General features: G+C 42.1%; 25 protein-coding genes and 5 pseudogenes. 15 read left to right on the top strand and 15 right to left on the bottom strand.

The genetic code is table 11. From position 1 onward, the window contains the following. From B4H32_RS08275 to B4H32_RS08260, 4 genes and pseudogenes are all read left to right on the top strand, one after another. Positions 1-412: pseudogene (locus B4H32_RS08275) on the top strand (ATP-binding protein); the annotation flags it as partial. A 96-nt stretch (positions 413-508) separates the two neighbouring features. Next, positions 509-913: a hypothetical protein gene (locus tag B4H32_RS08270; protein ID WP_286801785.1), complete on the top strand. Its 405-nt coding sequence runs from the start codon at positions 509-511 to the stop codon at positions 911-913. Positions 914-924: 11 nt separating this feature from the next. Continuing rightward, positions 925-2,148, top strand: a complete 1,224-nt coding sequence (locus tag B4H32_RS08265; protein ID WP_004683636.1) for a PP_RS20740 family protein — start codon at positions 925-927, stop codon at positions 2,146-2,148. Between the two features lie 62 nt (positions 2,149-2,210). Next, positions 2,211-3,638, top strand: a complete 1,428-nt coding sequence (locus B4H32_RS08260) for a DNA cytosine methyltransferase (protein ID WP_004683638.1) — start codon at positions 2,211-2,213, stop codon at positions 3,636-3,638. Here the strand turns inward: B4H32_RS08260 and B4H32_RS08255 are convergent. Continuing rightward, positions 3,587-3,799 carry a helix-turn-helix domain-containing protein gene (locus tag B4H32_RS08255; RefSeq protein WP_004683639.1) on the bottom strand — a complete coding sequence of 71 codons (213 nt, stop codon included), beginning with the start codon at positions 3,797-3,799 and terminating at the stop codon, positions 3,587-3,589. The two genes, B4H32_RS08260 and B4H32_RS08255, sit on opposite strands and share 52 nt — an antisense overlap. Positions 3,800-3,888: 89 nt before the next feature. Between B4H32_RS08255 and B4H32_RS08250 the strand changes: the two genes are divergently transcribed. Continuing rightward, positions 3,889-4,371 (top strand): hypothetical protein, encoded by a 483-nt coding sequence (locus B4H32_RS08250; protein WP_004756853.1) that lies wholly within the window; start codon positions 3,889-3,891, stop codon positions 4,369-4,371. 251 nt (positions 4,372-4,622) lie between these two features. Here B4H32_RS08250 and B4H32_RS08245 read toward each other — a convergent pair whose 3' ends face one another. The 3 genes from B4H32_RS08245 to pncA all read right to left on the bottom strand — a co-directional run bounded on the left by B4H32_RS08245 (position 4,623) and on the right by pncA (position 6,665). After that, positions 4,623-5,261 (bottom strand): YitT family protein, encoded by a 639-nt coding sequence (locus B4H32_RS08245; RefSeq protein WP_004683641.1) that lies wholly within the window; start codon positions 5,259-5,261, stop codon positions 4,623-4,625. 216 nt (positions 5,262-5,477) lie between these two features. Next, positions 5,478-5,942, bottom strand: coding sequence for an Lrp/AsnC family transcriptional regulator (locus B4H32_RS08240; protein ID WP_004683644.1), 465 nt, complete (start codon positions 5,940-5,942; stop codon positions 5,478-5,480). A gap of 90 nt (positions 5,943-6,032) precedes the next feature. Further along, positions 6,033-6,665, bottom strand: a complete 633-nt coding sequence (gene pncA / locus B4H32_RS08235; protein WP_004679171.1) for a bifunctional nicotinamidase/pyrazinamidase — start codon at positions 6,663-6,665, stop codon at positions 6,033-6,035. 268 nt (positions 6,666-6,933) lie between these two features. Between pncA and dapA the strand changes: the two genes are divergently transcribed. The 3 genes and pseudogenes from dapA (at position 6,934) to purC (ending at position 9,290) form a co-directional block, all read left to right on the top strand. Beyond that, the gene (gene dapA, locus B4H32_RS08230) at positions 6,934-7,827 is read left to right on the top strand and encodes a 4-hydroxy-tetrahydrodipicolinate synthase (RefSeq protein WP_004769994.1); all 894 of its coding nucleotides are present in this window, start codon (positions 6,934-6,936) and stop codon (positions 7,825-7,827) included. A 15-nt stretch (positions 7,828-7,842) separates the two neighbouring features. Next, positions 7,843-8,534: pseudogene (locus B4H32_RS08225) on the top strand (lipoprotein-34 precursor (NlpB)). A gap of 36 nt (positions 8,535-8,570) precedes the next feature. After that, positions 8,571-9,290, top strand: a complete 720-nt coding sequence (gene purC, locus B4H32_RS08220) for a phosphoribosylaminoimidazolesuccinocarboxamide synthase (RefSeq protein WP_004679174.1) — start codon at positions 8,571-8,573, stop codon at positions 9,288-9,290. 171 nt (positions 9,291-9,461) lie between these two features. On the opposite strand, the pseudogene B4H32_RS08215 reads toward purC, so the two are convergent. From B4H32_RS08215 to B4H32_RS08195, 5 genes and pseudogenes are all read right to left on the bottom strand, one after another. Next, positions 9,462-9,704: pseudogene (locus tag B4H32_RS08215) on the bottom strand (hypothetical protein); the annotation flags it as partial. 123 nt (positions 9,705-9,827) lie between these two features. Then, entirely contained in the window at positions 9,828-11,102 is a 1,275-nt protein-coding gene (locus B4H32_RS08210) for a replication-associated recombination protein A (RefSeq protein ID WP_286801791.1), read from the bottom strand. Positions 11,103-11,185: 83 nt separating this feature from the next. Then, positions 11,186-11,517 (bottom strand): annotated as a pseudogene (locus B4H32_RS08205) (hypothetical protein); the annotation flags it as partial. A 107-nt stretch (positions 11,518-11,624) separates the two neighbouring features. Next, the gene (locus B4H32_RS08200; protein ID WP_414630958.1) at positions 11,625-12,776 is read right to left on the bottom strand and encodes a PQQ-dependent sugar dehydrogenase; all 1,152 of its coding nucleotides are present in this window, start codon (positions 12,774-12,776) and stop codon (positions 11,625-11,627) included. A gap of 111 nt (positions 12,777-12,887) precedes the next feature. After that, positions 12,888-13,340 (bottom strand): YcgN family cysteine cluster protein, encoded by a 453-nt coding sequence (locus B4H32_RS08195; RefSeq protein WP_286801777.1) that lies wholly within the window; start codon positions 13,338-13,340, stop codon positions 12,888-12,890. A gap of 185 nt (positions 13,341-13,525) precedes the next feature. On the opposite strand from B4H32_RS08195, the gene B4H32_RS08190 reads away from it, so the two are divergent. From B4H32_RS08190 to ahr, 7 genes are all read left to right on the top strand, one after another. Next, positions 13,526-13,684 carry a DUF1328 domain-containing protein gene (locus B4H32_RS08190; protein ID WP_004679179.1) on the top strand — a complete coding sequence of 53 codons (159 nt, stop codon included), beginning with the start codon at positions 13,526-13,528 and terminating at the stop codon, positions 13,682-13,684. A gap of 115 nt (positions 13,685-13,799) precedes the next feature. After that, the gene (locus tag B4H32_RS08185; RefSeq protein WP_228127456.1) at positions 13,800-14,570 is read left to right on the top strand and encodes a dienelactone hydrolase family protein; all 771 of its coding nucleotides are present in this window, start codon (positions 13,800-13,802) and stop codon (positions 14,568-14,570) included. Positions 14,571-14,948: 378 nt separating this feature from the next. Next, the gene (mutY, locus tag B4H32_RS08180) at positions 14,949-15,986 is read left to right on the top strand and encodes an A/G-specific adenine glycosylase (protein ID WP_286801768.1); all 1,038 of its coding nucleotides are present in this window, start codon (positions 14,949-14,951) and stop codon (positions 15,984-15,986) included. Positions 15,987-16,056: 70 nt separating this feature from the next. Further along, positions 16,057-16,560 carry a M23 family metallopeptidase gene (locus B4H32_RS08175; RefSeq protein ID WP_286801786.1) on the top strand — a complete coding sequence of 168 codons (504 nt, stop codon included), beginning with the start codon at positions 16,057-16,059 and terminating at the stop codon, positions 16,558-16,560. A gap of 9 nt (positions 16,561-16,569) precedes the next feature. Further along, positions 16,570-16,815, top strand: a complete 246-nt coding sequence (locus tag B4H32_RS08170) for a hypothetical protein (RefSeq protein ID WP_004777603.1) — start codon at positions 16,570-16,572, stop codon at positions 16,813-16,815. 36 nt (positions 16,816-16,851) lie between these two features. Next, positions 16,852-17,406 (top strand): DNA-3-methyladenine glycosylase I, encoded by a 555-nt coding sequence (locus B4H32_RS08165; protein WP_286801761.1) that lies wholly within the window; start codon positions 16,852-16,854, stop codon positions 17,404-17,406. Between the two features lie 27 nt (positions 17,407-17,433). Then, the gene (gene ahr / locus B4H32_RS08160; RefSeq protein ID WP_286801751.1) at positions 17,434-18,459 is read left to right on the top strand and encodes an NADPH-dependent aldehyde reductase Ahr; all 1,026 of its coding nucleotides are present in this window, start codon (positions 17,434-17,436) and stop codon (positions 18,457-18,459) included. 12 nt (positions 18,460-18,471) lie between these two features. Here the strand turns inward: ahr and B4H32_RS08155 are convergent. The 6 genes and pseudogenes from B4H32_RS08155 to B4H32_RS08130 form a co-directional block, all read right to left on the bottom strand. Beyond that, positions 18,472-18,708, bottom strand: a pseudogene (locus B4H32_RS08155) (IS982 family transposase); the annotation flags it as partial. 135 nt (positions 18,709-18,843) lie between these two features. Further along, positions 18,844-19,491, bottom strand: coding sequence for an START domain-containing protein (locus tag B4H32_RS08150; RefSeq protein ID WP_286801749.1), 648 nt, complete (start codon positions 19,489-19,491; stop codon positions 18,844-18,846). 93 nt (positions 19,492-19,584) lie between these two features. Next, the gene (gene dapB, locus B4H32_RS08145; protein WP_004679191.1) at positions 19,585-20,406 is read right to left on the bottom strand and encodes a 4-hydroxy-tetrahydrodipicolinate reductase; all 822 of its coding nucleotides are present in this window, start codon (positions 20,404-20,406) and stop codon (positions 19,585-19,587) included. 108 nt (positions 20,407-20,514) lie between these two features. Continuing rightward, positions 20,515-21,615: a molecular chaperone DnaJ gene (gene dnaJ / locus B4H32_RS08140; RefSeq protein ID WP_004756847.1), complete on the bottom strand. Its 1,101-nt coding sequence runs from the start codon at positions 21,613-21,615 to the stop codon at positions 20,515-20,517. Between the two features lie 145 nt (positions 21,616-21,760). Beyond that, positions 21,761-22,138, bottom strand: a complete 378-nt coding sequence (locus B4H32_RS08135; protein ID WP_004679195.1) for a hypothetical protein — start codon at positions 22,136-22,138, stop codon at positions 21,761-21,763. A gap of 132 nt (positions 22,139-22,270) precedes the next feature. Further along, the coding region (locus B4H32_RS08130) for an efflux RND transporter permease subunit (protein WP_286801722.1) at positions 22,271-24,629 on the bottom strand (2,359 nt) is incomplete at its 5' end.

Raw genomic sequence — 24,629 nt, 5'->3', positions numbered from 1 at the left:
TTTTCAACTAAGTAATAAAAAAGGTGGGAAATCTGAAAAAATTTCATTAAATAATAACACTACTATTAAAGATTTATTTACTCTTAAAACTGAAACAAATTCCACTGGTTTCCAAGTTTTTATAGATGATATTGAGTTATTTAGGCCTATTAAATTTACTCAGCTACCCTCTACTCAAGCCATCGTAAAAGAACCAATACTATTTATTGGTTCAGCAAAACCAGACTTAAGTAGGTATGAACCAAATATTACTGGTGGAGAATTATCCTTTGATGCTTATATTTTATGGTGTCCAAAAGTAATTCCCAAAGAGCATAATGGAGTTATTCTTAGAATAAATAATGCTTCTGGTATTCTATTTGATACTACGTTTATGAAGTATCAAGTTTCAGAATATACAATTCGAGGATAGTTAACAGCTGAGATTTTTTTAAATGAAGGTTTAGATTCAGCATTAAATATTGATAGAGAATCATTTAATATATCACATCCACACTATCAAATTATTATGCGTTGGCTTCACGATGCTTTAAGGCAAGTTATTAGTAAATATAAAGAAATTAAAAGAGAAAAACGACTTCAAAACTCAGAAACTTTGACTAATTTTCGTAGTCAATCATTATCCGATTTGGTCATTGCTACTGCTAGTAAACAAGGTAAAGAAATTGATGAAATTAGACCCGTTGAATTTGTTTCAAATAATGAAATTAAAATTGATAGTTATGTAATAGATCAGAATGAATTCTCAAGATGGGTTGGTGATGAAAGACCTAATCCGCGCCAAGAAGCATTAAAGGAAAAAGTATCAGCTATTATTCAAGTTCTTGACTCTTTTGATTTACTCGATAGTTTATCGGCTGATGATAGAAAAACCATATTTGAAATGATTTCTAAAGTTTTAAATGTAGATTGAGAGTAGCGAAAATGAAATTTGATGATTTTGATACTACATTTGATGATTTTGGAACACCTGAAGAAACCACAAAAAATGTCATTGAAAAAAAAGAGTTTTTACCATGGCATAAACCAAGAAAACAGTGGATTCGCCACAAACAATGGTGGACTCAAATTGATGAGCATATTGTAAAAAAATTAAAACCTGGCATAGATACTATTAAGTATTTTGGATTACCAGGTAATGATTTATTGGATATTCGTTTTTTTCAGCAAAAATTGCCATCACTTCAAAAAAAGATTTGTTTGTTTGGTTTGATTAACACTGAAATAGGTTGGTCATCTGCACAAACTCAACTTAGTAAAATTATGGATTTAGATGGAGTTGATAAAAGCTCTAAAGTTGAGCAACTAAATTTTGACTATCTTGAAAATACTTCATCCATTGCATTTGATAAGTTAATGGAGTTTGGCTGCTTCGATGTAGTAAATTTGGATTTTTGTGAAAATGTTATCCCTAATGCTACTGAGAACCGTTTAAAAGCTTTGCACAACTTTATGGAGTATCAATTTCAAAAAATTTCAGAAAACTGGGTACTATTTATCACTACAAGATCATCAAAGGACACTACAAATTCAGGACTCTATGAAGAACTAGTTGCCTGTATTGATGAGAATTTAAGTGAGGTAATTTATTTCCAAGAGTTTATTAGGGTTTTTTCCAGTATTCTTTTGAATAATAATTCGATTGTTAGATCTGATTTAGAAAATCAAAAGCATATTAATATGCTTGTTGTTGGTTTAATGAATTGGCTTGTTAAAACTGCACACAACAGACATTTTAAAGTAAAATTGAGTAACGTAGTTCGTTACGATATTACTGGCGAGAACACTAATGATATGATGTCTATGTGTTTTGTCTTTACACGTGTCATGAACTTTCCGAATGCTAATCCACCTCTTCCCACCAAAGCTGAACAAGCCAAGAATTCTTTAAATAAACTAGCCAATATTAGCAATTTAGATGACATAATGATCAGTGGTGGCATCAATTATTATGCCCAATTCGTTAAAGAACAAATCGATCTTTTAAAAGAGGCTGGTTATCACACTGATGATTATTTAAATCAGATATGTACTAATGACTTGGCGAAACTACAAACAACTGCTGAGCAACTCAATAGTATTATGGAAGCAATAGAACAACCTCAACAGTTAATCTCAGCTGAAATCATGAGTAGTGATAATGCATAATATTCCTGGACTTCTTCAACCTTGTCCTTTAAATTACTTATGTTTGGTTATGAAGTAAAGTTATGCACTTTATAGATTTATTTGCAGGTTGTGGCGGGCTTTCCTTAGGACTTCTTCAGGCAGGTCTTACAGGTACTTTTGCTATAGAAAAAAATCCAGATGCATTTAAATCTTTAAAATTCAACTTGATTGATGGAACAAGTTCTAAACAATATCAGTGGAATCAACAAGATCTACCTATTCAACCTTATGACATACACAATCTTATATTAGAAAAATCTCATCTTCTAGCAGAATTAGGTCGTACTAAATCTATTGATTTAATTGCTGGAGGCCCTCCTTGCCAAGGTTTCTCAACTGCTGGACGTAGAGATCCCAATGATCCAAGAAGTACACTAGTATATGATTATCTGAAAGTAGTTTCTTTAGTACGTCCTAAGATTATTTTAATGGAAAATGTTAAAGGAATAACATATAAAATTAAAGATCAACCAGCCACCGCTAATAGCATCAAAAGTAACTTAGCAGAACTGGGCTATCTGCCAATAACATTTATTGAAGATTCTTCTGTATGGGGAGTCCCTCAACATCGGATTCGATTCATATTATTTGGTATTAATATTGAAGAGATAATTGGAGTCAATCCATCTTTATCTAAAAAACAAATATTAGAGTTCAGTAAAAAAGTAACTCCCTTATTTGAAGAGAAATTTAATCTATTTGCTAAAAACTTTAAAGCTAATAAAAATTTGCCGATCAAAGTTTCTGCTCAAGAAGCTATTGCTGATTTAAAAACGTTAAGCAAATATAACCGTGCTTATAAATTAAAAAATGTCACTGATATTCCAAGTGATAGGTTCTTACAAATATCTAGTACGCATTGTCCTCAAAATTTAAATAGAAGTTATATTGATTTAATGAGAAAAGGTCTTAGTCAAGATTTTTTACCTACTGGTCTGAGATTAGCCAACCATACCCCGATAATAAAAGCAAAATTTAAACGAATTTTAAAAGACCTAAATAGCCCTTATTTATCTGAAAAATATAAATTAAGAAGAATGAGGACTTTACCAAAAGATTATGTATTAGATACTTTCAATACAAAAAAACAGATTACTAAAGTTTTAGATGCATCGGAATGCGCTCCCACCATCACAACTTTGCCAGATGATTTATTACACTATGATGAACCACGTATCTTAACTGTCCGAGAATGCGCTCGTTTGCAATCCTTTCCTGATTGGTTCGAATTTCATGGTCCTTATACAACTGGTGGGGATAGAAGAAAAGTAAGTTGCCCTAAATACACTCAAGTCGGCAATGCGATTCCCCCATTAATGGCAGAGGGTATAGGGTTATTTTTATTAAATGAATTTAATAATATTTGTCATGAGCTAAAACTAGAATTACTTAATTATCAGAAAGAAATAATTAAAAATCAAGGTAGTAATTTAGATGGTAAAGTTTCTAAAGCACTTGCCAATTCGTAAATTTTTTCCAAAGTGGGATTAACCTCACCTCTTTCAATCCGTCCCAAATAGCTTCGATCCATATTACAGAGCAATGCCAATTGTTCTTGTGACATGTTTTTTTCTTTTCTGTATTTGCGAACCAATTGGCCAAATTGAATAGTAAGTTCTGACATAAACATTCAAATGCTTAAAAAACAGAACTATCACTATTTGAGGATTATATATCCACGGATTATAATCCTCTTTTTAAGTTTTCTAGCCTTTCTCCATGAAACAAATTGCTTCTCCTATCTTTCAATCTTTTCTAGAACTTCTTTCCCACAACCAAATTGATGGATGGACATCAAACAAAATTTGGAACAACTTGAATCTTTCAAAAGATGAAAAGGAACGAATCAACCAACAGCAACTTTATAGGCTTCTGAGAAAAATGGTACAACAAGGACACTTAGTTAAACATATTCATTCTGACAATCCAAGGCTTTCAACATTTGTTGAAACAGAAAGCATGTATGAATTTAGAAAACAATTTGATTTAGCAATTGTTAAAACTGATTCAAAAAAACTTAATTTCAAGACTAATGAATTAAAAGAAAAGCAAAAGATTTATGAAAATCAAATCAAAGCTTCTGAACAAGCACTGATAGACTTTCCAGAACTAAAAACTGAAATATTAAGAAGAAAAAACCAATTACTTCAAAATATTGAAAAACTGAAAGCTTACACCGACTTTCTAACATCATTGATATAATATGAAAATAAATAGAACGAGCCTAAACTTTCATTTCAGTATGAAACTTTATTACTCGATGAAAAGTAAAAATGGAAGAAATGATAAAGCTGAGTATGAAACTTTATTTTTTCTTCCATTCATTACGAAGTAGAAATATCAATAAGATAGGTTAGGATCAGTATGAAACTTTATTACTCTCGTACAGTTCGCCTTTCTTCTACCCTTTACCATCATTTTCAACTATAAATAAAGAATTTAAAAAATTTATTTTATGCCACATAACGACTATTTTTATGATTTAGCAAAATAATTGAATTCAGGATTACCGCACCTAAAATAGAAATTAAAACCAGTTTCCAGTCCACAAAAAACAGTGATGTTAATAAGATCGCCACATCAATTCCCATCTGTACCTTTCCAGCTGGAATCTTGAAATGTTCCTGCAAATACAGCGCAAGCAGGTTGATGCCACCCAGACTTGAACGATGCCGAAACAGGATCAGGAAACTTACCCCCATTAGCACATTGGCAAAAATCGTGGCATAGATTGGATTGACCTCTGACAACTGAAAGAAATGGGGAATGGTTTCTGTAAACCCAGCCAGTAATGCCACCGCGACAAAGGTTTTCACCACAAGGGCAATACCCATCTTTTTATAGGCAAAATAGTAAAATGGAATGTTGATCAAGAAAAATAAGATGCCAAACTTGATGTCAGTGATGTAGTGAATCAACAACGACAATCCTGCCGTTCCACCTGTCATAATGCCTGCCTGCTGCAACAGGGTCATGGCAAACGATAAAATAAATGTTCCAATCAACATCGCCAGAGCGTCCTCCACTCTTGAGTGTTGGTCTACCACAGGCACGGCTGGGCTTAGCAAAGATACATGTTGATCAGTACTCATAACGGTATAACTCAAGAAAGAAGACAACAGCAGGGAGAGCATCCTGAATGTGGATGCGGATTGATATATTTGATCATTTTTATAGTTTTTACGCAATTTATTATTATATTTTTATCATAAATGCAATTTATAATTAAAATAACACATTAAAATACAAAAAGTTTGCGCTGTGATAACGTTATCTTGACTGGCATTATAAGGGTAGCAAAGTATTTATTATTTAATCGCAATGCCATTTTCCTTTAATTTTTCTAAAACAATAGATGTATTTAAATTACTGACTCCAAAGTTACTGGATGACAAAGTACCAATTAATTTCACCATTTCATCCAAACTCTTGACCGCAACTTTAAGTACAAAATCATAACTGCCTGTGAGTTTATGAATATCTTTAACTGCGGGCTCATGCAAAAGAAACTCAACAAAACGATCATGGGTTGCATCATTATAATTCTGCAATTTCACCTCAATAATCCCCATAATCGGCGTTGGGTCAGCATCCAGGGCAATCTGCGCATAATAGCCTGTGATAATTTTCTTCTGTTCGAGGTTAATCCGACGGCGTGAACACTGGGAAGTAGACAAGCCCACCAACTCAGCGAGTTGCTGATTGGCCAAACGTCCATTAAGCTGGAGGTGATGAATAATTTTGCGGTCAAAATTATCTATTTCTTCAGTCATAACACCCTCTATTACTATTCTAGTCCGCAAATACAATAAGGCATTTACTCGTGAACAAAAGTTTACGTTTTTAGCATGGCCGTCACAAGCCTAGGCAAGCAGGTTGGATGACTGTATCCGCTGAACCCCCTGCCCAGACATTTCCTGCCAGGCCTTTTGCAGTGAGCCATTCAAGTCAATCGCCTTACAGGCATCCTCAACCACATAGGTTTTAAAGCCAAAATGTACAGCATCCAAAGCCGTCCATGCCACACAGAAGTCCGTGGCAATTCCAACAATATAAACGGTATCCACCTGATGTTCCTTTAAATAGCCATTGAGACCTGTGGGTGTCTTGCGATCAGCCTCCATAAAGGCGGAATAGCTATCAATATCTGGATGAAAGCCCTTACGGATAATCAACTGCGCGGCTGGAATATTGAGGCTCGGATGAAATTCAGCATCATGGCTGCCCTGCACACAGTGTTTTGGCCATAGCACCTGCGTACCATAAGCCAGTTCAACCGTTTCAAAGGGCACTTTATCCTTATGGTTTTCCGCAAAGGAAATATGCTGTTCAGGATGCCAGTCCTGTGTCAGCACAACCGTATCGAACTGCTGCGCCAACTGATTAATCAATGGAATAATCTGGTCCGCATCGGCGACCGCCAGATTACCGCCAGGCGTAAAGCCATTTTGGACATCGACCACGATCAATGCGCTATGTCTGGAATGTTTCTGCATTTTATAATTCAACCTTAAGCTGCTGTTTTTACCTTACCCTGCTGCTGACTTTACCGCCACTGTTCTCTGAATTTTTATCGAGATGAATTAAAGTTTTCCACAGTTTGACTAAAGCATATTGTTCTTATGCGCTCGATCAGTCATAATTTGCATAATTGTCATTCAACCAAGCTCATTGCTGAATGACCAATCAAAATACTGCAACCATCCATTATTTCGTTTTTTATTCACTTCAAATTCGGATGGGAAAATAGGATATTTTTTTAAAATGACTCAGCTAGCACAGAATATTCAAGGCTCAATTGTCGCAATCGTTACCCCTATGTTTGAAGATGGTGGTGTGGATTGGAAGAGTCTTGAGAAGCTTGTTGAGTGGCACATCCAGCAAGGCACACATAGCATTGTCGCTGTCGGCACAACAGGCGAAGCCTCAACTTTGAGCATGGAAGAACATATCAAGGTCATTCAGGAAGTGATCCGTGTTGCCAATAAACGCATTCCGATCATTGCTGGAACAGGTGCGAATTCGACACGTGAAGCGATTGAACTGACTCAGGCAGCCAAAGATGTTGGCGCTGATGCAGCGCTTTTGGTCACGCCTTACTATAATAAACCGACACAGGAAGGCTTATACCAGCACTATAAAGCCATTGCTGAAGCGGTTGAAATTCCACAGATTCTTTACAATGTTCCAGGCCGTACTGGTGTCGACATGCAAAATGAGACAGTGATCCGCCTTGCTGATGTCAAGAACATCGTCGGCATTAAGGATGCAACGGGTGACATTCCTCGTGGCAAGGCACTTATTGACGGTCTAAATGGCAAGATCGCCGTTTATTCAGGTGATGACGCAACCGCATGGGAACTGATTCTGCTGGGTGCCAAAGGCAATATTTCCGTCACCGCAAATGTTGCACCTAAGCAAATGAGTGAAGTGTGTGAGGCCGCACTGGCGGGAGAACAGGCGAAAGCGCAAGACCTGAATCAGCAAATTGCAAATCTACACAATATTTTGTTTTGCGAATCAAACCCAATTCCTGTGAAATGGGCGTTGCATGAGATGGGCTACATAGGTACAGGCATTCGCCTGCCTTTGACCCCGCTTGCGGAACAATATCGTGAACCTCTTCGCAATGGTTTAAAAGTTGCGGGAATTATCTAATACGAGCAATTTATGATGCAATTACGTCTTGGTGTTGTCCTGGTCATTTCAGCTTTAAGTTTGGCTGGTTGTGGTCGTTTTGCCCTCAATAATCATTCTTTAGATTATAAAAAAGCGCAAGCGCTTGAACCACTCAAGTTCCCTGAGAATGCAACGGTAAGACCATTTACGCCATTGNNAACCATTCTCTGGATTATAAAAAGGCGCAGGCACTTGAACCCCTCAAATTCCCTGACAATGCAACGGTCAGACCATTTACACCATTGTATCCAGCTCCTACGGTTGACGCGCTTGCCATCGAGCATGCGCCAAATTTTGTAAACAAGACGGGCAACCGTTATGCGCTTCCCCGTCCAGAGGCAATGCAGAGTTCAGGCAATCCTGCTGCAAGCACAACTGCGACTTTAGGTCGTCCACAACTGGTGATGGATGGCAACAAGAATCCACTGCTTAAGGTAGATGGACCAACCGCAACCGCCTGGCAGTATACCTTTGCAACCTTGAGCAGCCTCAACTACAAGGTGGTTTCACAGGCGGAGAATGGTTATGAGGCAACCATCAAGGTAGGCGACCAGAACTACCTGCTCAAGCTCTCTGCCGTAGGCACAAGCAACACTGTTGCCCTGTTTAAACTTGACACCACCTTTGCAGACCAAGCCACGGCAACGGAAGTGTTAACCCAGATTTACCAAAATTGGCCAGCCTAGTGGTTGACTAGGCATTTTCTAAATAAAGGTTCCCCCATGTTAAAACAAACCTTGCTCTATACTGGTAAAGCAAAATCTGTCTATGAAACAGATCATGCTGACCACCTGATTTTAGTCTTTCGTGATGATGCCTCTGCGTTCAATGGCGAAAAAATCGAACAACTAGATCGTAAAGGCAAGGTCAACAACCGTTTTAACGCCTTTATCATGGAAAAACTGGCTGAAGCTGGCATTGAGACGCATTTTGAAAAACTGCTTTCTCCAACTGAAGTGCTGGTTAAGAAACTCCAGATGATTCCAGTTGAATGTGTGATTCGTAACTATGCTGCGGGTTCACTGTGCCGTCGCTTGGGTGTTGAGGAAGGCAAGGAACTGACGCCACCAACTTTCGAATTGTTCTTTAAGGACGATGCGCTTGGCGATCCAATGGTGAACGAGTCTCAGGCGATTGCCTTGGGTTGGGCGAATGCTGAACAGCTTGAAAAAATGAAAGAGCTGACTTATCAGGTGAATGATGTGCTTAAAGCATTGTTCGACGCGGGCAACATGATTCTGGTTGACTTTAAACTTGAGTTTGGTGTGTTCCATGACCGTATTGTACTGGGTGATGAGTTCTCTCCAGACGGTTGCCGTTTATGGGATAAAGACACCAAGAAAAAACTAGATAAAGACCGTTTCCGTCAGGGTTTAGGTGGTGTAGTTGAGGCCTATGAAGAAGTTGCTGCACGTTTGGGCATCAACCTAGATGATATCTAAGCTTTTATAGAGCTTAAGTTTTCATATAAAAAACCAGCCATTTAGGCTGGTTTTTTTATTATCGGTCAATTGAACCTAGAACCGACTCGCCAATTGGTTTGAAATCTTGATTGCTGCATCATCCACATAACGGCTATACGGATATGCCAGCATAATACTCATGATCACGGTAAAAAGACTTGCCCATAGTCCCGCACCACTCAGGACAAAGAACACAAAAACCGCGCCTGTTCCTGAATAGAAAAATGCCAGCGGCGAGTTGTGCAACTGGGCGAAAAGAGCATATTGCGGAACCGCACTTTCACCAAAATTATGAAGTTGTGGAAAGAATGTCAGCGACAGGTGTGACAACACCACCGCAAGACAGGCAAGGCCCCGTATACTTTCCGCAGCATTAATTTTTTGGGTGGACATTGATGGAACTTTATCATCCGTGATAAACGGCGATGATGCGTTGTTTTATATAAAGTGTCTAGTATCACTATAAAAATATCTGTCCATTTGCCTGCTACATTATAGACCCAGACCAGCTCAGAGTTATTGCTGCTGCTGTTCCTGCTGCCAACGACGTTGCTGCAAACGTTCGCCCTCAACTTCACGCTTGTTTCTGGCAGATTCATACAGCTTAGTGCCTTTTAACTCAGGCGGCAGATATTCCTGCATCACAAAATGCTCTGGGAAATTATGTGGATACAGATAATCCACGCCATAGCCCTGCTGTTTCATCAACTTGGTCGGTGCATTGCGTAAATGCAAAGGCACAGGCAAATTCGCTGTTTTTTCTGCCAGTTCCAGCGCGCGATTGATGGCTAAATAGGTACTGTTACTTTTCGGGCTGGTGGCCAAATACACCGCACATTGCCCCAGAATAATCCGAGCTTCTGGCATACCCACCGCCTGTACTGAACGAAAACATTCGCCTGCCAGCAACAAGGCATTGGGATTGGAATTACCAATATCTTCTGAAGCGGCAATCAACATGCGACGGGCGATAAACACAGGGTCTTCGCCCCCCTTGAGCATGCGAGCCATCCAGTACAATGTTGCATCTGGATCACTGCCCCGAATCGACTTGATAAAGGCTGAAACCAAATCATAATGCTGCTCACCTGATTTGTCATAACGTGCAATATTCTGCTGCGCCACTTTGACCACGATGGCATTGGTGACAATATTTTCAATATCAGGTTCAAAGGTACTGGCGATTAGGTCAATCAGATTCAGTGCCTTACGGGCATCTCCCGCAGCAAATTGAATCAGCGCATCATATTCCTCAATCTGGATATGTCGTTGCCTTAAAAATGAATCAGTTTGAACCGCCCTATTGATCAGGGTTTGAATCGCATCAGCATCCAAACTATTTAAGGTATAAACCTGACAACGAGAGAGCAAAGCACTATTCACTTCAAAGGATGGATTTTCAGTGGTGGCCCCAATCAGGGTAATTTTGCCTTTCTCCACCGCACCCAGCAAGGCGTCCTGCTGCGACTTATTAAAACGGTGAATCTCGTCAATAAACACCACAGGCGTGAGCAGATCACCACTTTCAGCAATCACTTCACGCAGTTCTTTCACGCCTGTATTCAATGCAGATAGGCTAATAAAAGGACGGTCCACCGCCTGCGCCAATAACAAGGCAATCGTGGTTTTACCCACCCCTGGCGGCCCCCAGAAAATAATCGATGGCAGATGTCCCTGATCAATCATCTGACGCAAGGGTGCATGTTCACCCAGCAAATGATCCTGCCCGATGATTTCGGATAAATCACGGGGACGTAAGCGTTCAGGGAGTGGAATATGCGTATCTGACATCATCAAGGGCTTTCTGCTGTTTTATCCTAGTCTATTGCGTCTGGCGCAAATCTACAATTTGAATCTGCATGCACTGCGTCATTCTATTGCGCACTGCTTGCTTCAATGAGCTGCTGCACCACTTCATAGCTGGCTTTAATCCTTGCCTCATTGGGGAAATTGGTATTGGCAAGCATCACGAGGCCAATTTTTTGCTGGGGAATAAAGGCGACATAAGCAGCAAAGCCATTGGTGGCACCTGTTTTAACTGCTGCACATTGATATGGGCATCCAGAAATTTGAGCATATCTGAGCTGGTGCTTTTTATGTCATCAGCTTCAGCATCAAACATGCCTGCTGACACTCGAATCGGCTGATCATTTTTATAGCCTCATGCATATTGCGATTGCTGCTGTTCAGGTACATGAATAACTGATGCCACGCACCTAGCCTATATGTTGTAAATTTTTAAAAATTCAACCACAACATATTGTGGTGAAAGTGCCTAAAAATGCACTTACTGAGTAACATCAGTAATTAAGTTTATTTGGCACTCAGTTTCAGTAATTTTGCTTTAGGGCCATCTTCAATCACCCAGATTGAACCATCCTGTACCTGATGCAGGCCACGAATACGCTGTTTCATTTCCAGTCGCTGCACTTCCTTAACGGGTTTAGCATTTAGGTCAACCACAATAATCGCCTCGGAGGACAATCCACCAATAAGGGCTTTTTGTTGCCACAAGGGAAATTGATTGCCTGTGTAAATCATCAGGCTGGACGGTGAGATGACAGGTGTCCAGTCAATCTCAGGTGCCTTAAATTCTGGATGGGTATGATGGTCAGGAATCGGCAAGCCTGAATAATGATCACCATTGGAGACAATCGGATAGCCATAATTTTCTCCTTTAACGATACGATTTAGCTCATCACCGCCTTTTGGCCCCATCTCCACCACCCAAAGCTGCCCCTGCGGATCAAAGGCCATGCCCAGTGGATTACGATGACCCAGTGACCAAATTTGCGCCGTGACACCGCCTTGCTGGATAAATGGATTATCTTTGACTGGCGTAGCATCGTCATTTAGACGCAGAACCTTACCTAGATTGCTTTGCATATCCTGAGCAGGATCAAATTTTTGTCGCTCGCCTGAACTGACCCATAATTTTCCATCAGGCCCAAACATCATCCGATGGCCGTAATGCCCCTGCCCTGAGACTTTCGGCACTTGTTGCCAGATGGTTTTTAAATCGGTCAGTTTTGGCTGTGCAGGATTGGATAAATCCAGCTTTGCCCGTGAAATTTCCGCTCCATAGCCATCCTGTCCTTTGCTGGCATAACTTAAATACAGCCAGTGATTATTCTGAAAATCAGGATGTAAAATGACATCGCCCAAGCCGCCTTGTCCACCATAACTCACCGCAGGAACACCACTGACATTGACAATACTTTTGGTTTTTGGATCGAATAACTTTAATTGTCCCTTACGTTCTGTGATCAGTAGATGCTGGTCAGGCAAGCTGCTGATGGCCCACGGTTCATTGAACTGGGCAATCGTTTCAACACGATAGCTTTGTGCGATATTGTTTTGGGCACTTGTTTGTGCCGCGTCCTGTTTAGGAGTTCCTGAATTGGTTTCACTGGAACCACAGGCCAGCAAAAATAAAAAACTGCTGCACAGAAAAGGGGTTGCCATCCATTTAATCACTGTCTATCTCCCTGTTTATACGATTTATTTTACGGAGATTAGCCAGTAACAATGCTGTAGAAATGTTGCTTTATGCAATACCAATCGTTAAGTTCATGCTTAACGCACCCAGCGTACAATATAGTCCCCTATCTGTTCCTGATCGACTTCATCTTCGGGAATACAGCGTCCAGCAGCCGATTTCTTCGCCTTGATCACACTCTGGCGTGAGCCTGTGTTCAGGTAATGCCAGGAGGGCAGGTTTTTCCCATCCTTTAAGCGACGGTAAGCACAGCTTGGAGGTAGCCATGAAATGGTCTGCAAGCGTTCTGGTGTGAGTTGGATACAGTCAGGCACCCGTTGCTGGCGGTTTGGATAATCTGAACAGCGTGCCGTTTTACAGTCCAGTAATTTACATGCCACCTTGGTATAGGCCACCTCAGCAGTGTCCTCATCCTCAAGCTTGACCAGACAGCACAAACCACAACCATCGCACAAGGCTTCCCATTCAGTCAGGCTAAGCTGCTCAAGTGGGTAGTGTTTCCAGAAGTTTGGACGGAGCTCAGATGACATAGGCGGTTTTTCAGTTTCAGTTTGAGCTGATTATAACATTGACCAGACTTCTGTTGGGCCAGCGCAGTGATCTGTTCATTAACAATTCTTTAACTATTACACATTCATACCACAGAAACAGTACATTTTATTCAGAAAAGTCAAGATATATTTTAAACATAACGAAAAATTGAGGAGATATTAATATGTTCCGTTGGGCTATTATTTTTGCAGTTATTGCATTAATCGCCAGCTTGTTGGGTTTTGGTGGTGTTGCAGGTTTATCTAAAGACTTTGCTGTGATTTTACTCGTGGTTGCCGTAATTTTGGCAATTGTTGGTTTTATTTCCAGAGGTCGAGTCTAAAAAAATTTTAGAGAGAATAAAAAAGAAGAATTTAATATTCTTCTTTTTTTATTGATAAAAATCATGTTTCTATTTATTTCTTCTCCAGCAAACCATTATTTTTATGTTTTAATCAATGCATTCTAACAATACAGATCAGGACAATAGAATGAACTTTGCCATCCATACCCGTGAAATTGAATATAGCGCTCCAGATGGCGAACGCCTTATTGGCTATTTTGCTGCACCTGTTACAGATGAACCTGTTGCAGGTGTGATTGTTGCACCTGAATGGTGGGGTCGTAATGACTATACAGAACAGCGCGCCCGTGAGTTGGCGGAGCATGGCTTTGCTGCGCTGGCGATTGACATGTATGGCGACAAGAAAGTTACTACGGATGTACCACAAGCCTCAGCATGGATGAACCAGACTTTTGAACAACCAGACACCATTGTCAACCGCGCTCAGGCAGGCCTGAATGCTTTAGCAGCACAACCAGGAGTCAATGCGGAAAAGCTGGCTGCAATTGGTTTCTGTTATGGCGGCAAGGTGGTACTTGATCTGGTACGTTCTGGTGCTGATCTCAAGGCAGTGGCAACGTTCCATGCCGTGTTGGCGACTGGCACTCCAGCAGAGAAAGGTAAGGTGAAAGCTGAGATTCTGGTACTGCATGGCGAGCTCGACAGCATGGTGACACTGGACGATGTGGCAAGCTTCCGTCAGGAAATGCATGACGCAGAAGTGGATCATGAAGTGATTATTTTTGAGGATGCCAAACACGGTTTTAGTAATCCGCTTGCTGATGAACGGGCCAAAGCCAATAATGTTGACTTAGGCTATAACGCCGAGGCTGAACGTCAGGGCCTTGAAGCCATGTATGAGTTACTGGATAGGTATTTAAAATAATCGGTAAATACAAAATTTAGGTTCTCGGAAATAGCTGCTAGTGCAAATCTGAGATCTAAAATTTTGAAAATATTTGCTCGTGCAAAGGCGGCATGGATGCCGCCTGTTTGGCTGCGGCATCAAGGATGTGCCGTCAGCCAAACAAAGGATTTTTGCTTACTTTTCATCCTTGAAAAGTAAGTCCAGCTGAAAGCTTATCCTAAAATTGGAGGAGTACTCGGCATGACTCCATTTAGAAGAAACTATACAGCCTCATAAGCCATACGAAATCAAATATAATTTGCGTAAGCGATGCCTTATTTTTGACGGGTCAAAAGTAACAAAACCCCTCTCCCCATTTCCGCTATACTACCCCTCTGCTTTTGATTGTTCTGATTCATGCCTGATTTTTCATTTTCTGACGCACTCCTGACATGGTACGACCAACATGGTCGCCATAACCTGCCTTGGCAAATTGCCGATAATCCCTACAAGGTCTGGGTCTCAGAAATAATGCTGCAACAAACTCAAGTTAAAACTGTTCTGCAATATTTTGATCGCTTTATTGAAAGATTTCCGACTGTACAGGATTTAGGCCAAGCCAGTTGGGAGGATGTTGCGCCTTATTGGGCAGGTCTAGGCTACTATGCCCGTGCGCGTAACCTGCATAAAGCCGCAGCCATTGTCAGTCAACAAGGTAAATTTCCTGAAACATTAGAACAGTGGATTGAATTACCAGGCATTGGTCGTTCAACTGCTGGTGCGCTGATGTCGCTGGGTTTAAGACAATATGGCGTGATTATGGATGGCAACGTCAAACGGGTATTATCCCGTTTCCTTGCCATCGAAGATGACCTGTCCAAACCGCAAAATGAACGCAAGCTTTGGGAAATTGCCGAGCAACTTTGCCCTGAACAGCGCAACCATGACTATACTCAGGCAATCATGGATTTGGGTGCAACGATTTGTACCCCGAAAAAGCCTTTATGTCTTTACTGCCCGATGCAGCAACATTGTCAGGCCTATCAACAAGGGCTTGAACAGGAACTGCCATTCAAAAAGACCAAGAAACCCGTTCCTGTCAGAACGGCTGATGTGGTTGTGATCCAGTCGGGTGATGAATGGTTTTGGCAACAGCGTGAGGCACATGGGTTATGGGGCGGATTGTATTGCCTGCCGATCATTGAGCAGGCAACCGAATTACAACAGATTGAGCAGCACTTTAAGCTGCAAGCTCAAGTATCATCTTTGCAGATTAGCCATAGTTTCACTCATTTCACATGGGTGCTCAATGAAAAACCGTTCCACGTGGAACATGACCAAAAAGAACAGCTCAGCATTGAACTGAATGGGATATGGCTCAGTCCAGAAGCCGCGATTGCCAAAGGCATTCCAACGGCCATGAAAAAACTGATTACAGCCAAACAAAAGGCCTAAAACCTGCATGCTGTAAATTCGAACGCAAGGAGTTTGTGTGCGTTACCCGATTTGCTATACGGTTCTTGCCATGCTGATGCTAATCTTTTCAGCATGTACCACTGCACCAAAGAAGCCTGCATCCTTGCCAAATGCACAGGTGAACAAACTTAAAATGATGCGTCTGGACAGCCGCCTGCCTGTTCCTGTCAAGGGGATCAGTCGCAATCAATTGCGTGATACCTGGGGTTCGGCACGCAGTCATGGTCGCAGCCATGAAGGCATTGACATCATGGCGGAGCGTGGCACGAAAGTGTATAGTGCTACCGAAGGGTTAGTCGCTGATTTACGTAATAATAATTTAGGTGGTAAGGTCATCTGGATTCTTGGGCCATCTGGTTCTTGGCACTACTATGCCCATTTAGATGGTCATAAACGGGGGCTTAATGTGGGGGATTATGTTCATAAGGGCGACCTCATTGGTTATGTGGGCAATACAGGCAATGCCCGCCACACTGCCCCACATTTACATTATGGTATTTATTTAAATGGCAAAGGGCGTGGTGCAGTCAATCCATACCCATACTTACGTTAGGAACACAGCATGTCAGAAGCATTGATTGAACGACTGGTTAAATTTGCAGAGTCTGGAAATCAACAGAAAATCATCATCAATGGTGCAAGCTATCAAGGCTGGATTATGGAAATTACCGAAGATGCTCTGCTGATTAGCACAGGTTTTGCAGATAAATCAGGCAAGGACTTTTGGCTTAAATTTACTGATTTAACCACAGCGGAATTGTATTATTGGGATACCCGTCAAGATGACTGGGTCACATTCAAACTCTAAATTTTTCCCTGATAATAACAATAGGAAGCATCCAATATGACAATTCAACGCTGTGGCTGGTGTTCCTCTGATCCGCTCTATATCGCCTACCACGATGAAGAATGGGGCAAGCCCGAGCATAATGAAGCACAGCTGTTTGAGATGCTGTGCCTTGAGGGGCAGCAGGCAGGCTTGTCATGGATTACCGTATTGAAAAAACGTGAAAACTACCGCACACATTTCTTTCAATATCCCATCACGCAGATTGCCACCCTCAGCGATGAGCAACTGGAAAATAAGCTTAGTGATGCAGGCCTTATCCGCCATTTAGGTAAATTAAAAGCCATTCGGGATAATGCGATTGCATGGCTCAAGCTTAAGGATGAGGTAGATGATGTCTCCTCTTGGCTTTGGAGTTTTGTCGATCATCAAACACCAAATAATGTTGTGCTGAATTACCGTGATGCACCTGCACAAACCGCAATCAGCCAGAAATTGTCCAAATCCTTAAAAAAACGTGGTTTTAAGTTTGTTGGTCCCACAACTTGTTATGCGTTTATGCAGGCAGTGGGAATGGTTAACGATCACGAAAATCATTGTGAGTTTAAATAATCCATTCTTTATAAAAGGAAAATAATAATGAGTAATAACCAAATTCGTGCTTATGCTGCCATGCAGGCAGGCGAGCAATTGGTTCCTTATCAATTTGATGCAGGTGAATTAAAGCCACATCAGGTTGAAGTTAAAGTTGAATACTGCGGTTTATGTCATTCTGATTTGTCTGTGATCAATAATGAATGGCGTTCATCCGTTTATCCTGCTGTCGCTGGACATGAAATTATTGGCACAATTATCGCATTCGGTTCAGAAGCCAAAGGATTGAAACTTGGTCAACGTGTTGGCATTGGCTGGACAGCTGAAAGTTGCCAAGCATGCGATCCTTGTATTGGTGGTCATCAAGTTTTATGTACGGGTGGCAGCGTTGCGACTATCGTTGGTCATGCGGGTGGCTTTGCAGAAAAAGTTCGCGCAGGTTGGCAATGGGTCATTCCTCTACCAGAGGGTTTGGATCCTGAAAGTGCAGGACCATTGCTTTGTGGCGGCATTACCGTGTTTGATCCTTTACTTAAACATCAGATCCAAGCAACACATCATGTCGGTGTGATTGGGATTGGTGGTTTAGGGCATATGGCCATCAAGTTACTTAAGGCTTGGGGTTGTGAGATTAGTGCATTTAGTTCAAATCCAGACAAAACTGAAGAGCTCAAAGCCATGGGCGCTGACCATGTGGTAAATAGTCGTGATGCTCAAGCGATCAAAGCGCAACGTGGCAAGTTTGATCTATTGCTTAGCACCGTCAATGTAACCCTGAATTGGCAAGCCTATCTCAATACCTTGGCACCGAATGGTAGTATGCATTTCTTGGGGATTACCTTAGAGCCTATTCCAGTTTCTGTAGGTACTATCATGAGTGGAGCGAAATCTGTTACAGCTTCACCAACTGGGTCACCTTTAGCACTGCGCCAATTACTACAATTTGCCGCACGTAAAAATATTGCGCCACAAATTGAGCTATTTCCAATGTCTAAACTCAATGAAGCCATTGAACGACTCCATTCAGGTCAAGCACGTTATCGTATTGTACTTAAAGCAGACTTTGATTAAAGTGAATTCGGTTTAAGCAGCAGATTTTAATTCAATCGGTTTTAAAATCTGCTGAATCCCAGACTTATATCCATTTACAAGCATCAAAGCATATAATGTTAAAGCAGCAAATATTGTAGTCAGTAGCCCTATTTTTGATCTGTGGCGAGTATGTTCAAGATCAAACTGGCTTTTCATCAGATGAAATGGAGCTGCAATCATTCCTCGTTTTCTTAATACTGCACTATCAAAAGCATCCAGGGATTGGGGCGGTGTTGGCAGCGATTGGTTTAATCTTGGTGTTTATCCAGATCAAATTATCCTCCAAGGCAGATTCAACATTACAGCAATGTCCTCAGAGTTAAATACCAATAAAAAAAGCCTGATTGAATCAGGCTTTTTTATTTATTTAAGCAAATCAGGTAGATGTGGCTGCGCATATAATGGATTGTAAATTTCTTTCTTCATCTTCATCAGCATTTGATACGGTTGCTGCTGCACAAACATATTCACAAAACTCAATGGAATCGAACCTGCTGGGTCGGCATAACCAGTAGTCATGACTTTAACCTTATTATTGGCAAGTCTTTGGAACGTCCAATCTCCTGTATATTGATTCAAACGAATCACATCAGGTTGTTCAGGGTAACTATTTTTAATCGCGTTATTCTTAATACTAATACTCCCATCAGCATTTTTATTCATTTTGCCTTTAATGACCAAGTCACGGTCTTTCAAAGGAAATGGGAAATCTAACAGCATATACAGGGTAAATTCCCCTTTCTTTTCATCCCGAGACAAAAGCTGTGCCTTAGCAACATAAGGTACCCATTGTGGTGTGCGTTCAACATCAAGTACTACTGCAACTGCCCGTTCCAAAGGTACATCAAAAGTCGTTTCTGCTTTGTACTGAAAGACAGGATTATTCTCTGTCTGATAGGTCCAGACTTTAATGTTATTGCGGTTTAGGCTGAGTTTGGCTGCGTCTGTTGCAGCCGTGGCTGTCAGGCTGGTGATACTGAGAAGTGCGGCAACAAGATGTTTTTTTTTCATGTCATGCTCAATTTATTTTAATGGTCGTGAGTGCCTGTTTCACCCCTACAAATGGAGGCTCGCCAGGCGCTGGATAGTGCGAAAATTGATGTGTTATACCTGAATATCGTTAAAGCCCAGAACATCTTTCATGTCATATTTACGAGCTTCACGTCCCACTACCCAGGCGGCTGCACGTACTGCGCCTGAAGCAAAGTTCATACGGTTGGTGGCTTTATGGGTGACTTCCACACGCTCCCCTTCACCAATAAACATCACCGTATGCTCACCGACGATGTCACCTCCACGAATGGTTTCAAAACCAATGGTCTGGCGATCACGTGGACCTGTATAGCCCTCACGACCATACACCGCCACTTCCTTGAGGTTACGGCCCAAGGTATCAGCAATTGCCTCACCCATCATAAACGCGGTGCCGGACGGCGCGTCCACCTTATGACGGTGATGTGCCTCAATGATTTCAATATCAACGGTATCACCAAACACTTTTGCCGCCAGTTCCAGTAATTTAATGGAAACGTTTACACCCACAGAATAGTTCGCGGCATACACGACTGGTGTTTGTGTCGCCGTTTCATCCAGAAATGCTTTCTGTTCATCATTCATGCCTGTGGTGCCAATCACCATGGCCACACCCGCTTCACGGCACAGTTTCAAGTGCTGTTCGGTGGCGGCTGGTGCAGTAAAGTCAATCACCACATCACAATCCTTGAGCACTTCACTCAAACTTCCCACCACCTTGATGCCCAGACTTCCCACACCCGCAAGTTCCCCTGCATCTGCACCCACCAAACTGCTTTCTGGACGTTCAACAGCTGCTGCCAGTTGGTAGCCTGCTTGTTGTACTGCTTGAATCAGAATACGCCCCATGCGTCCGCCTGCACCCAAGATTCCAATGCGTGGAGAAGTTGACATAATTTTTTCCCAGTCTTTTATTTAAACAATTCCGCTACTATAGCAAAACTCTGTGCCTACGCTAAAAAATTCCCATAAAAAAACCTGCCGAAGCAGGTTTTTTCAACATCAGTTAAACCAGTCAAAGAATGACTTTTTCTTTGGTGATGAGGCATGACCATCCCCATCAAAAGACGCTTGCAGCTCTTTCAACAATTCACGCTGACGACTGTTTAAATTGACAGGGGTTTCCACCACGATACGGCACAATAAGTCACCGACCATGCTGCTACGTACAGGACGAACACCTTTACCACGTAAGCGGAATAGCTTACCTGTCTGCGTACCTTCTGGGATTTTTAAGCTGACACGACCATCCAGCGTCGGGATTTCGATTTCTTTACCTAATGCAGCATCTGCAATACTGACTGGCACATCCATATACAGGTCTGCACCGTCACGTTGGAAGACTTCATGTTCACGAACTACGACTTCAACGTATAAATCACCCGCCTGACCATCACGAATCGCTTCACCTTTACCTGTTAAGCGAACACGATCGCCATTGTCCACACCTGCAGGAATAGTGACTTCAAGCGTTTGCTGGCGGTCTGCAACGCCTGAACCATGACAGGTGTTACATGGATTCTTGATGATTTTGCCTTGACCGCGGCAAGTACTACAAGTTTGTTGAACCGAGAAGAAACCTTGCTGCATACGTACTTGACCAGCACCATGACAGGTACGACAGGTTTCCACATCATTTGGATTCTTAGAACCTTTACCATCACATGTTTCACACGGCGCTGGTGCAGTAAAAGTAATCGTTTTTTTCACGCCTTTGACTGCTTCTTCAAGCGTCAATTCCATCACATAGCGGAGGTCTGAACCACGGCGCTGGCGTTGTTGCTGGCGACCACCACCACCGAAAGCACTACCAAAAATATCACCAAACTGGCTAAAGATGTCTTCCGCACTAAAACCACCACCGCCACCGAAACCACCCTCAAAGGCACTATGACCAGCACGATCATACATGCTGCGTTTTTCGCCATCAGAAAGTACTTCGTAAGCCTCTGCTGCTTCTTTAAACTTTTCTTCCGCCTGAGCGTTATCTGGGTTACGATCTGGATGATACTTCATCGCCAACTTACGATAGGCTTTTTTAATCTCATCATCACTTGCGGTTTTCGAAACGCCTAAAACCTCATAATAATCACGTTTAGCCATGGTTGGCGATGCTCCTCACGGAATTTATTCAAACTTGAAAAAACAAATAGGCTCTGCTGACATTTTATTTCTAAAGTCAACAAAGCCTTAATAGGGCCTGTACAATACGTTTACAAGAGTGATTGTGATAAAAAAAGCGATAAATTTAGAAAACCGCTTTATTTCTAAAGTATCTGGCAATACCTTTCAGCCATGCATTCAACAGAAATAGCCATGCAATCGAGCTAAACACCACACCCACAACCGTCATGGCGGTCACCCAGAGGGCGCTGTTCCAGACAAAAAAGAACAGTGGAATAAACCACAGGGCAGCAAAGAAAGCCATCAGAATAAACAGCAGCACATTACGCATAATCCACAGTGCATGTGCGTGTATCCATACTTCAGCATTATTCGCAGTCGCAACTTTTCGTGCCAGCAGATACGCAAACACTGCAAACACGATTGTAAATAATGCAAGAAACATGAACACATAAGATATCGCCACATAGCGGCGATGCTGCTCAATACTGTCTTGCCCCATGCTCTAGATCACCTCATTCACCGCATTTTGCCAAAACAGTCATGCAATGAAATTCAATTATTTTTTGGTCTTAAAATATAGGTGCTACTATATTAAAATTTTCAATATTTCGCACCTTTATTCACAAAATAATTACGATAGATGTGTTGCTTTCTTGACCTTAAACCACGCCGCATAGAGTGCAGGCAGGAAAAACAGGGTCAACAGGGTGGCTACAATCAAGCCGCCCATAATCGCAACCGCCATCGGACCAAAGAAAATACTGCGTGATAATGGAATCATCGCAAGTACTGCGGCAAGTGCGGTTAACACAATCGGACGGAAGCGGCGCATGGTGGCACCAATCACCGCGTCCCACGGTTCATGCCCTGCCTGAATGTCCTGCTCAATCTGGTCAATCAGGATCAGCGAGTTACGCATGATCATGCCAGACAGGGCAATGGTTCCGAGCATGGCCACGAAACCAAACGGTTTATTGAACAACAACAGGAACGCCACCACCCCAATCAGGCCAAGCGGTGCGGTCAGCAAGACGATGGTCGCGCGAGACATGCTACGCAACTGAATCATCAACAGGGTCATGACCACCGCAAGGAACAGTGGCATACCTGCATTCACAGAATTTTGACCTTTGGCCGACTCCTCAACTGTACCACCCACCTCAAGTAAATAGCCATTTGGTAAATCGGCACGTAGAGTCTGCATCTTTTCCGCCAATTGCTGAACCACTGTTGCAGGTTGTAAATGGGTACGAATATCCGCGCGAACGGTAATCGTCGGTAAACGATTACGATGCCAAATTAAACCTTCTTCAAAACGTGACTCAATTTTTGCTATTTGTGCTAGAGGTACAGTGGTTCCTTTGGTGGTTGGCACGGCTAAATTTGCTAACGAAGCCACTTCGACACGTTCTGACTTATCACCACGTAAACGAATTTCAATGAGTTCACGTTTTTCACGATATTGATTCATCACCGCGCCTGTCACTGAGGCATTGAGGAAATTGGCCAGATCAACACTGGAAACGCCCATTTGACGCGCACGGTCCTGATCAATCTCAATGGCAATAATCTTGCTTGGTTCACCCCAGTCCAGATGTACATTAGTGGTGTTTGGGTCTTCGCTCAGCACTTTAGCCACTTTCTGAGCCTCTGCCCGAACCGTCGCCAAATCTTCACCTGAGACCCGATATTGCAATGGATAACCCACAGGAGGGCCATTTTCCAATAAGGACACACGGGTACGCACCTGAGGCAACAACTGCTTAATTTGTGTCTCTAAAGAACGGCGGATTTCATCACGGTCATCCAGAGAAGAAGCCAAGACCACAAACTGGGCAAAGCTGGCCTGTGGCAATTGTTGATCTAAAGGCAGATAGAAACGTGGTGAACCTGTGCCGACATAAGCGACATAATTATCAATCCCTTTTTGTTTGGATAGGAATTGTTCTACCTTATGTACTGCTTGTTCTGTCGCCGTTAGGGAAGCCCCTTCTTCCAGCTTTAAATCCACTAAAATTTCAGCACGATTCGATGGGGGGAAGAATTGTTGCGGTACCAACTTAAACATCGCAACAGACAACACAAAGATACCCACCGTAATAGCAATTACCGTTTTACGATAGGTAATACAGATTTCCACCACATTACGGAAAGACTGGTAAAACCTGGATTGATAAGGATCGTGATGCGTTCCATGTGCCTCGACCACAGGCTCAGGTTGCTTACGCAGTCGCGCCCATAGGCGCAGATACCATGCCGCTTTCTGCTGTTGTTTGGTGAAGTCAGGCAGTAGCTTCTCACCCAGATAAGGTACAAACAATACCGCCGCAATCCACGACACAATCAGGGCAATGGTGACTACCTGGAAAATGGAACGAGTATATTCACCTGTTCCTGATTGGGCCGTGGCAATCGGCAGGAAGCCTGCCGCGGTGATCAAGGTTCCTGTGAGCATTGGAAAGGCGGTGGTTTGCCAAGCAAAGCCTGCGGCCTTGAGTCGACTATAACCTTGCTCCATTTTGATCGCCATCATTTCCACGGCGATAATGGCATCATCAACCAACAAACCTAGGGCCAGAATCAATGCGCCTAATGAGATTTTATGTAAGCCAACGTCAAATAAACTCATCCCAGCAAAGGTCATTGCTAAAACCAATGGAATCGACAATGCAACAACAAGCCCTGTACGAAAACCGAGTGAGAAGAAACTGACCAATAAAACGATAATGACCGCTTCAGCTAAAACTTTTAAAAACTCTTGAATACTACGTTGTACTGCAACAGGTTGGTCTGAAACTTTTTGCAGTTTCATGCCCAAAGGTAAGCTTTTTTGTAGACTGTTAAATTCAGTTTCAAGGTTTTTACCCAATGCAATGATGTCCCCACCTTTACGCATGGACACCGCAATGCCAATCCCATTTTCGCCCATAAAACGCATACGTGGCTGCGCAGGCTCACTAAAGCCACGATAGACATCAGCAACATCACCA

Source organism: Acinetobacter sp. UBA2063 (genome assembly GCF_002333245.1).
Classification (GTDB): Bacteria; Pseudomonadota; Gammaproteobacteria; order Pseudomonadales; family Moraxellaceae; genus Acinetobacter; species Acinetobacter parvus.
The sequence above is the reverse complement of the archived record's forward strand: the minus strand, read 5'-3'. Positions and strand labels throughout refer to the sequence as shown.

What these genes read in the sequence shown, in the direction of transcription:
- B4H32_RS08260 (WP_004683638.1), top strand. Translation starts at nt 2,211, where the DNA reads ATGCACTTTATAGATTTATTTGCAGGTTGTGGCGGGCTTTCCTTAGGA.
- B4H32_RS08270 (WP_286801785.1), top strand. Translation starts at nt 509, where the DNA reads ATGCGTTGGCTTCACGATGCTTTAAGGCAAGTTATTAGTAAATATAAA.
- B4H32_RS08265 (WP_004683636.1), top strand. Translation starts at nt 925, where the DNA reads ATGAAATTTGATGATTTTGATACTACATTTGATGATTTTGGAACACCT.
- B4H32_RS08210 (WP_286801791.1), bottom strand. Translation starts at nt 11,102, where the DNA reads ATGTCAGATACGCATATTCCACTCCCTGAACGCTTACGTCCCCGTGAT.
- dapA (WP_004769994.1), top strand. Translation starts at nt 6,934, where the DNA reads ATGACTCAGCTAGCACAGAATATTCAAGGCTCAATTGTCGCAATCGTT.
- mutY (WP_286801768.1), top strand. Translation starts at nt 14,949, where the DNA reads ATGCCTGATTTTTCATTTTCTGACGCACTCCTGACATGGTACGACCAA.
- pncA (WP_004679171.1), bottom strand. Translation starts at nt 6,665, where the DNA reads ATGCAGAAACATTCCAGACATAGCGCATTGATCGTGGTCGATGTCCAA.
- ahr (WP_286801751.1), top strand. Translation starts at nt 17,434, where the DNA reads ATGAGTAATAACCAAATTCGTGCTTATGCTGCCATGCAGGCAGGCGAG.
- dapB (WP_004679191.1), bottom strand. Translation starts at nt 20,406, where the DNA reads ATGTCAACTTCTCCACGCATTGGAATCTTGGGTGCAGGCGGACGCATG.
- B4H32_RS08195 (WP_286801777.1), bottom strand. Translation starts at nt 13,340, where the DNA reads ATGTCATCTGAGCTCCGTCCAAACTTCTGGAAACACTACCCACTTGAG.
- B4H32_RS08165 (WP_286801761.1), top strand. Translation starts at nt 16,852, where the DNA reads ATGACAATTCAACGCTGTGGCTGGTGTTCCTCTGATCCGCTCTATATC.
- B4H32_RS08150 (WP_286801749.1), bottom strand. Translation starts at nt 19,491, where the DNA reads ATGAAAAAAAAACATCTTGTTGCCGCACTTCTCAGTATCACCAGCCTG.
- B4H32_RS08200 (WP_414630958.1), bottom strand. Translation starts at nt 12,776, where the DNA reads ATGGCAACCCCTTTTCTGTGCAGCAGTTTTTTATTTTTGCTGGCCTGT.
- B4H32_RS08170 (WP_004777603.1), top strand. Translation starts at nt 16,570, where the DNA reads ATGTCAGAAGCATTGATTGAACGACTGGTTAAATTTGCAGAGTCTGGA.
- B4H32_RS08245 (WP_004683641.1), bottom strand. Translation starts at nt 5,261, where the DNA reads ATGAGTACTGATCAACATGTATCTTTGCTAAGCCCAGCCGTGCCTGTG.
- B4H32_RS08190 (WP_004679179.1), top strand. Translation starts at nt 13,526, where the DNA reads ATGTTCCGTTGGGCTATTATTTTTGCAGTTATTGCATTAATCGCCAGC.
- B4H32_RS08135 (WP_004679195.1), bottom strand. Translation starts at nt 22,138, where the DNA reads ATGGGGCAAGACAGTATTGAGCAGCATCGCCGCTATGTGGCGATATCT.
- purC (WP_004679174.1), top strand. Translation starts at nt 8,571, where the DNA reads ATGTTAAAACAAACCTTGCTCTATACTGGTAAAGCAAAATCTGTCTAT.
- B4H32_RS08250 (WP_004756853.1), top strand. Translation starts at nt 3,889, where the DNA reads ATGAAACAAATTGCTTCTCCTATCTTTCAATCTTTTCTAGAACTTCTT.
- B4H32_RS08240 (WP_004683644.1), bottom strand. Translation starts at nt 5,942, where the DNA reads ATGACTGAAGAAATAGATAATTTTGACCGCAAAATTATTCATCACCTC.
- dnaJ (WP_004756847.1), bottom strand. Translation starts at nt 21,615, where the DNA reads ATGGCTAAACGTGATTATTATGAGGTTTTAGGCGTTTCGAAAACCGCA.
- B4H32_RS08185 (WP_228127456.1), top strand. Translation starts at nt 13,800, where the DNA reads ATGCATTCTAACAATACAGATCAGGACAATAGAATGAACTTTGCCATC.
- B4H32_RS08175 (WP_286801786.1), top strand. Translation starts at nt 16,057, where the DNA reads ATGCTGATGCTAATCTTTTCAGCATGTACCACTGCACCAAAGAAGCCT.
- B4H32_RS08255 (WP_004683639.1), bottom strand. Translation starts at nt 3,799, where the DNA reads ATGTTTATGTCAGAACTTACTATTCAATTTGGCCAATTGGTTCGCAAA.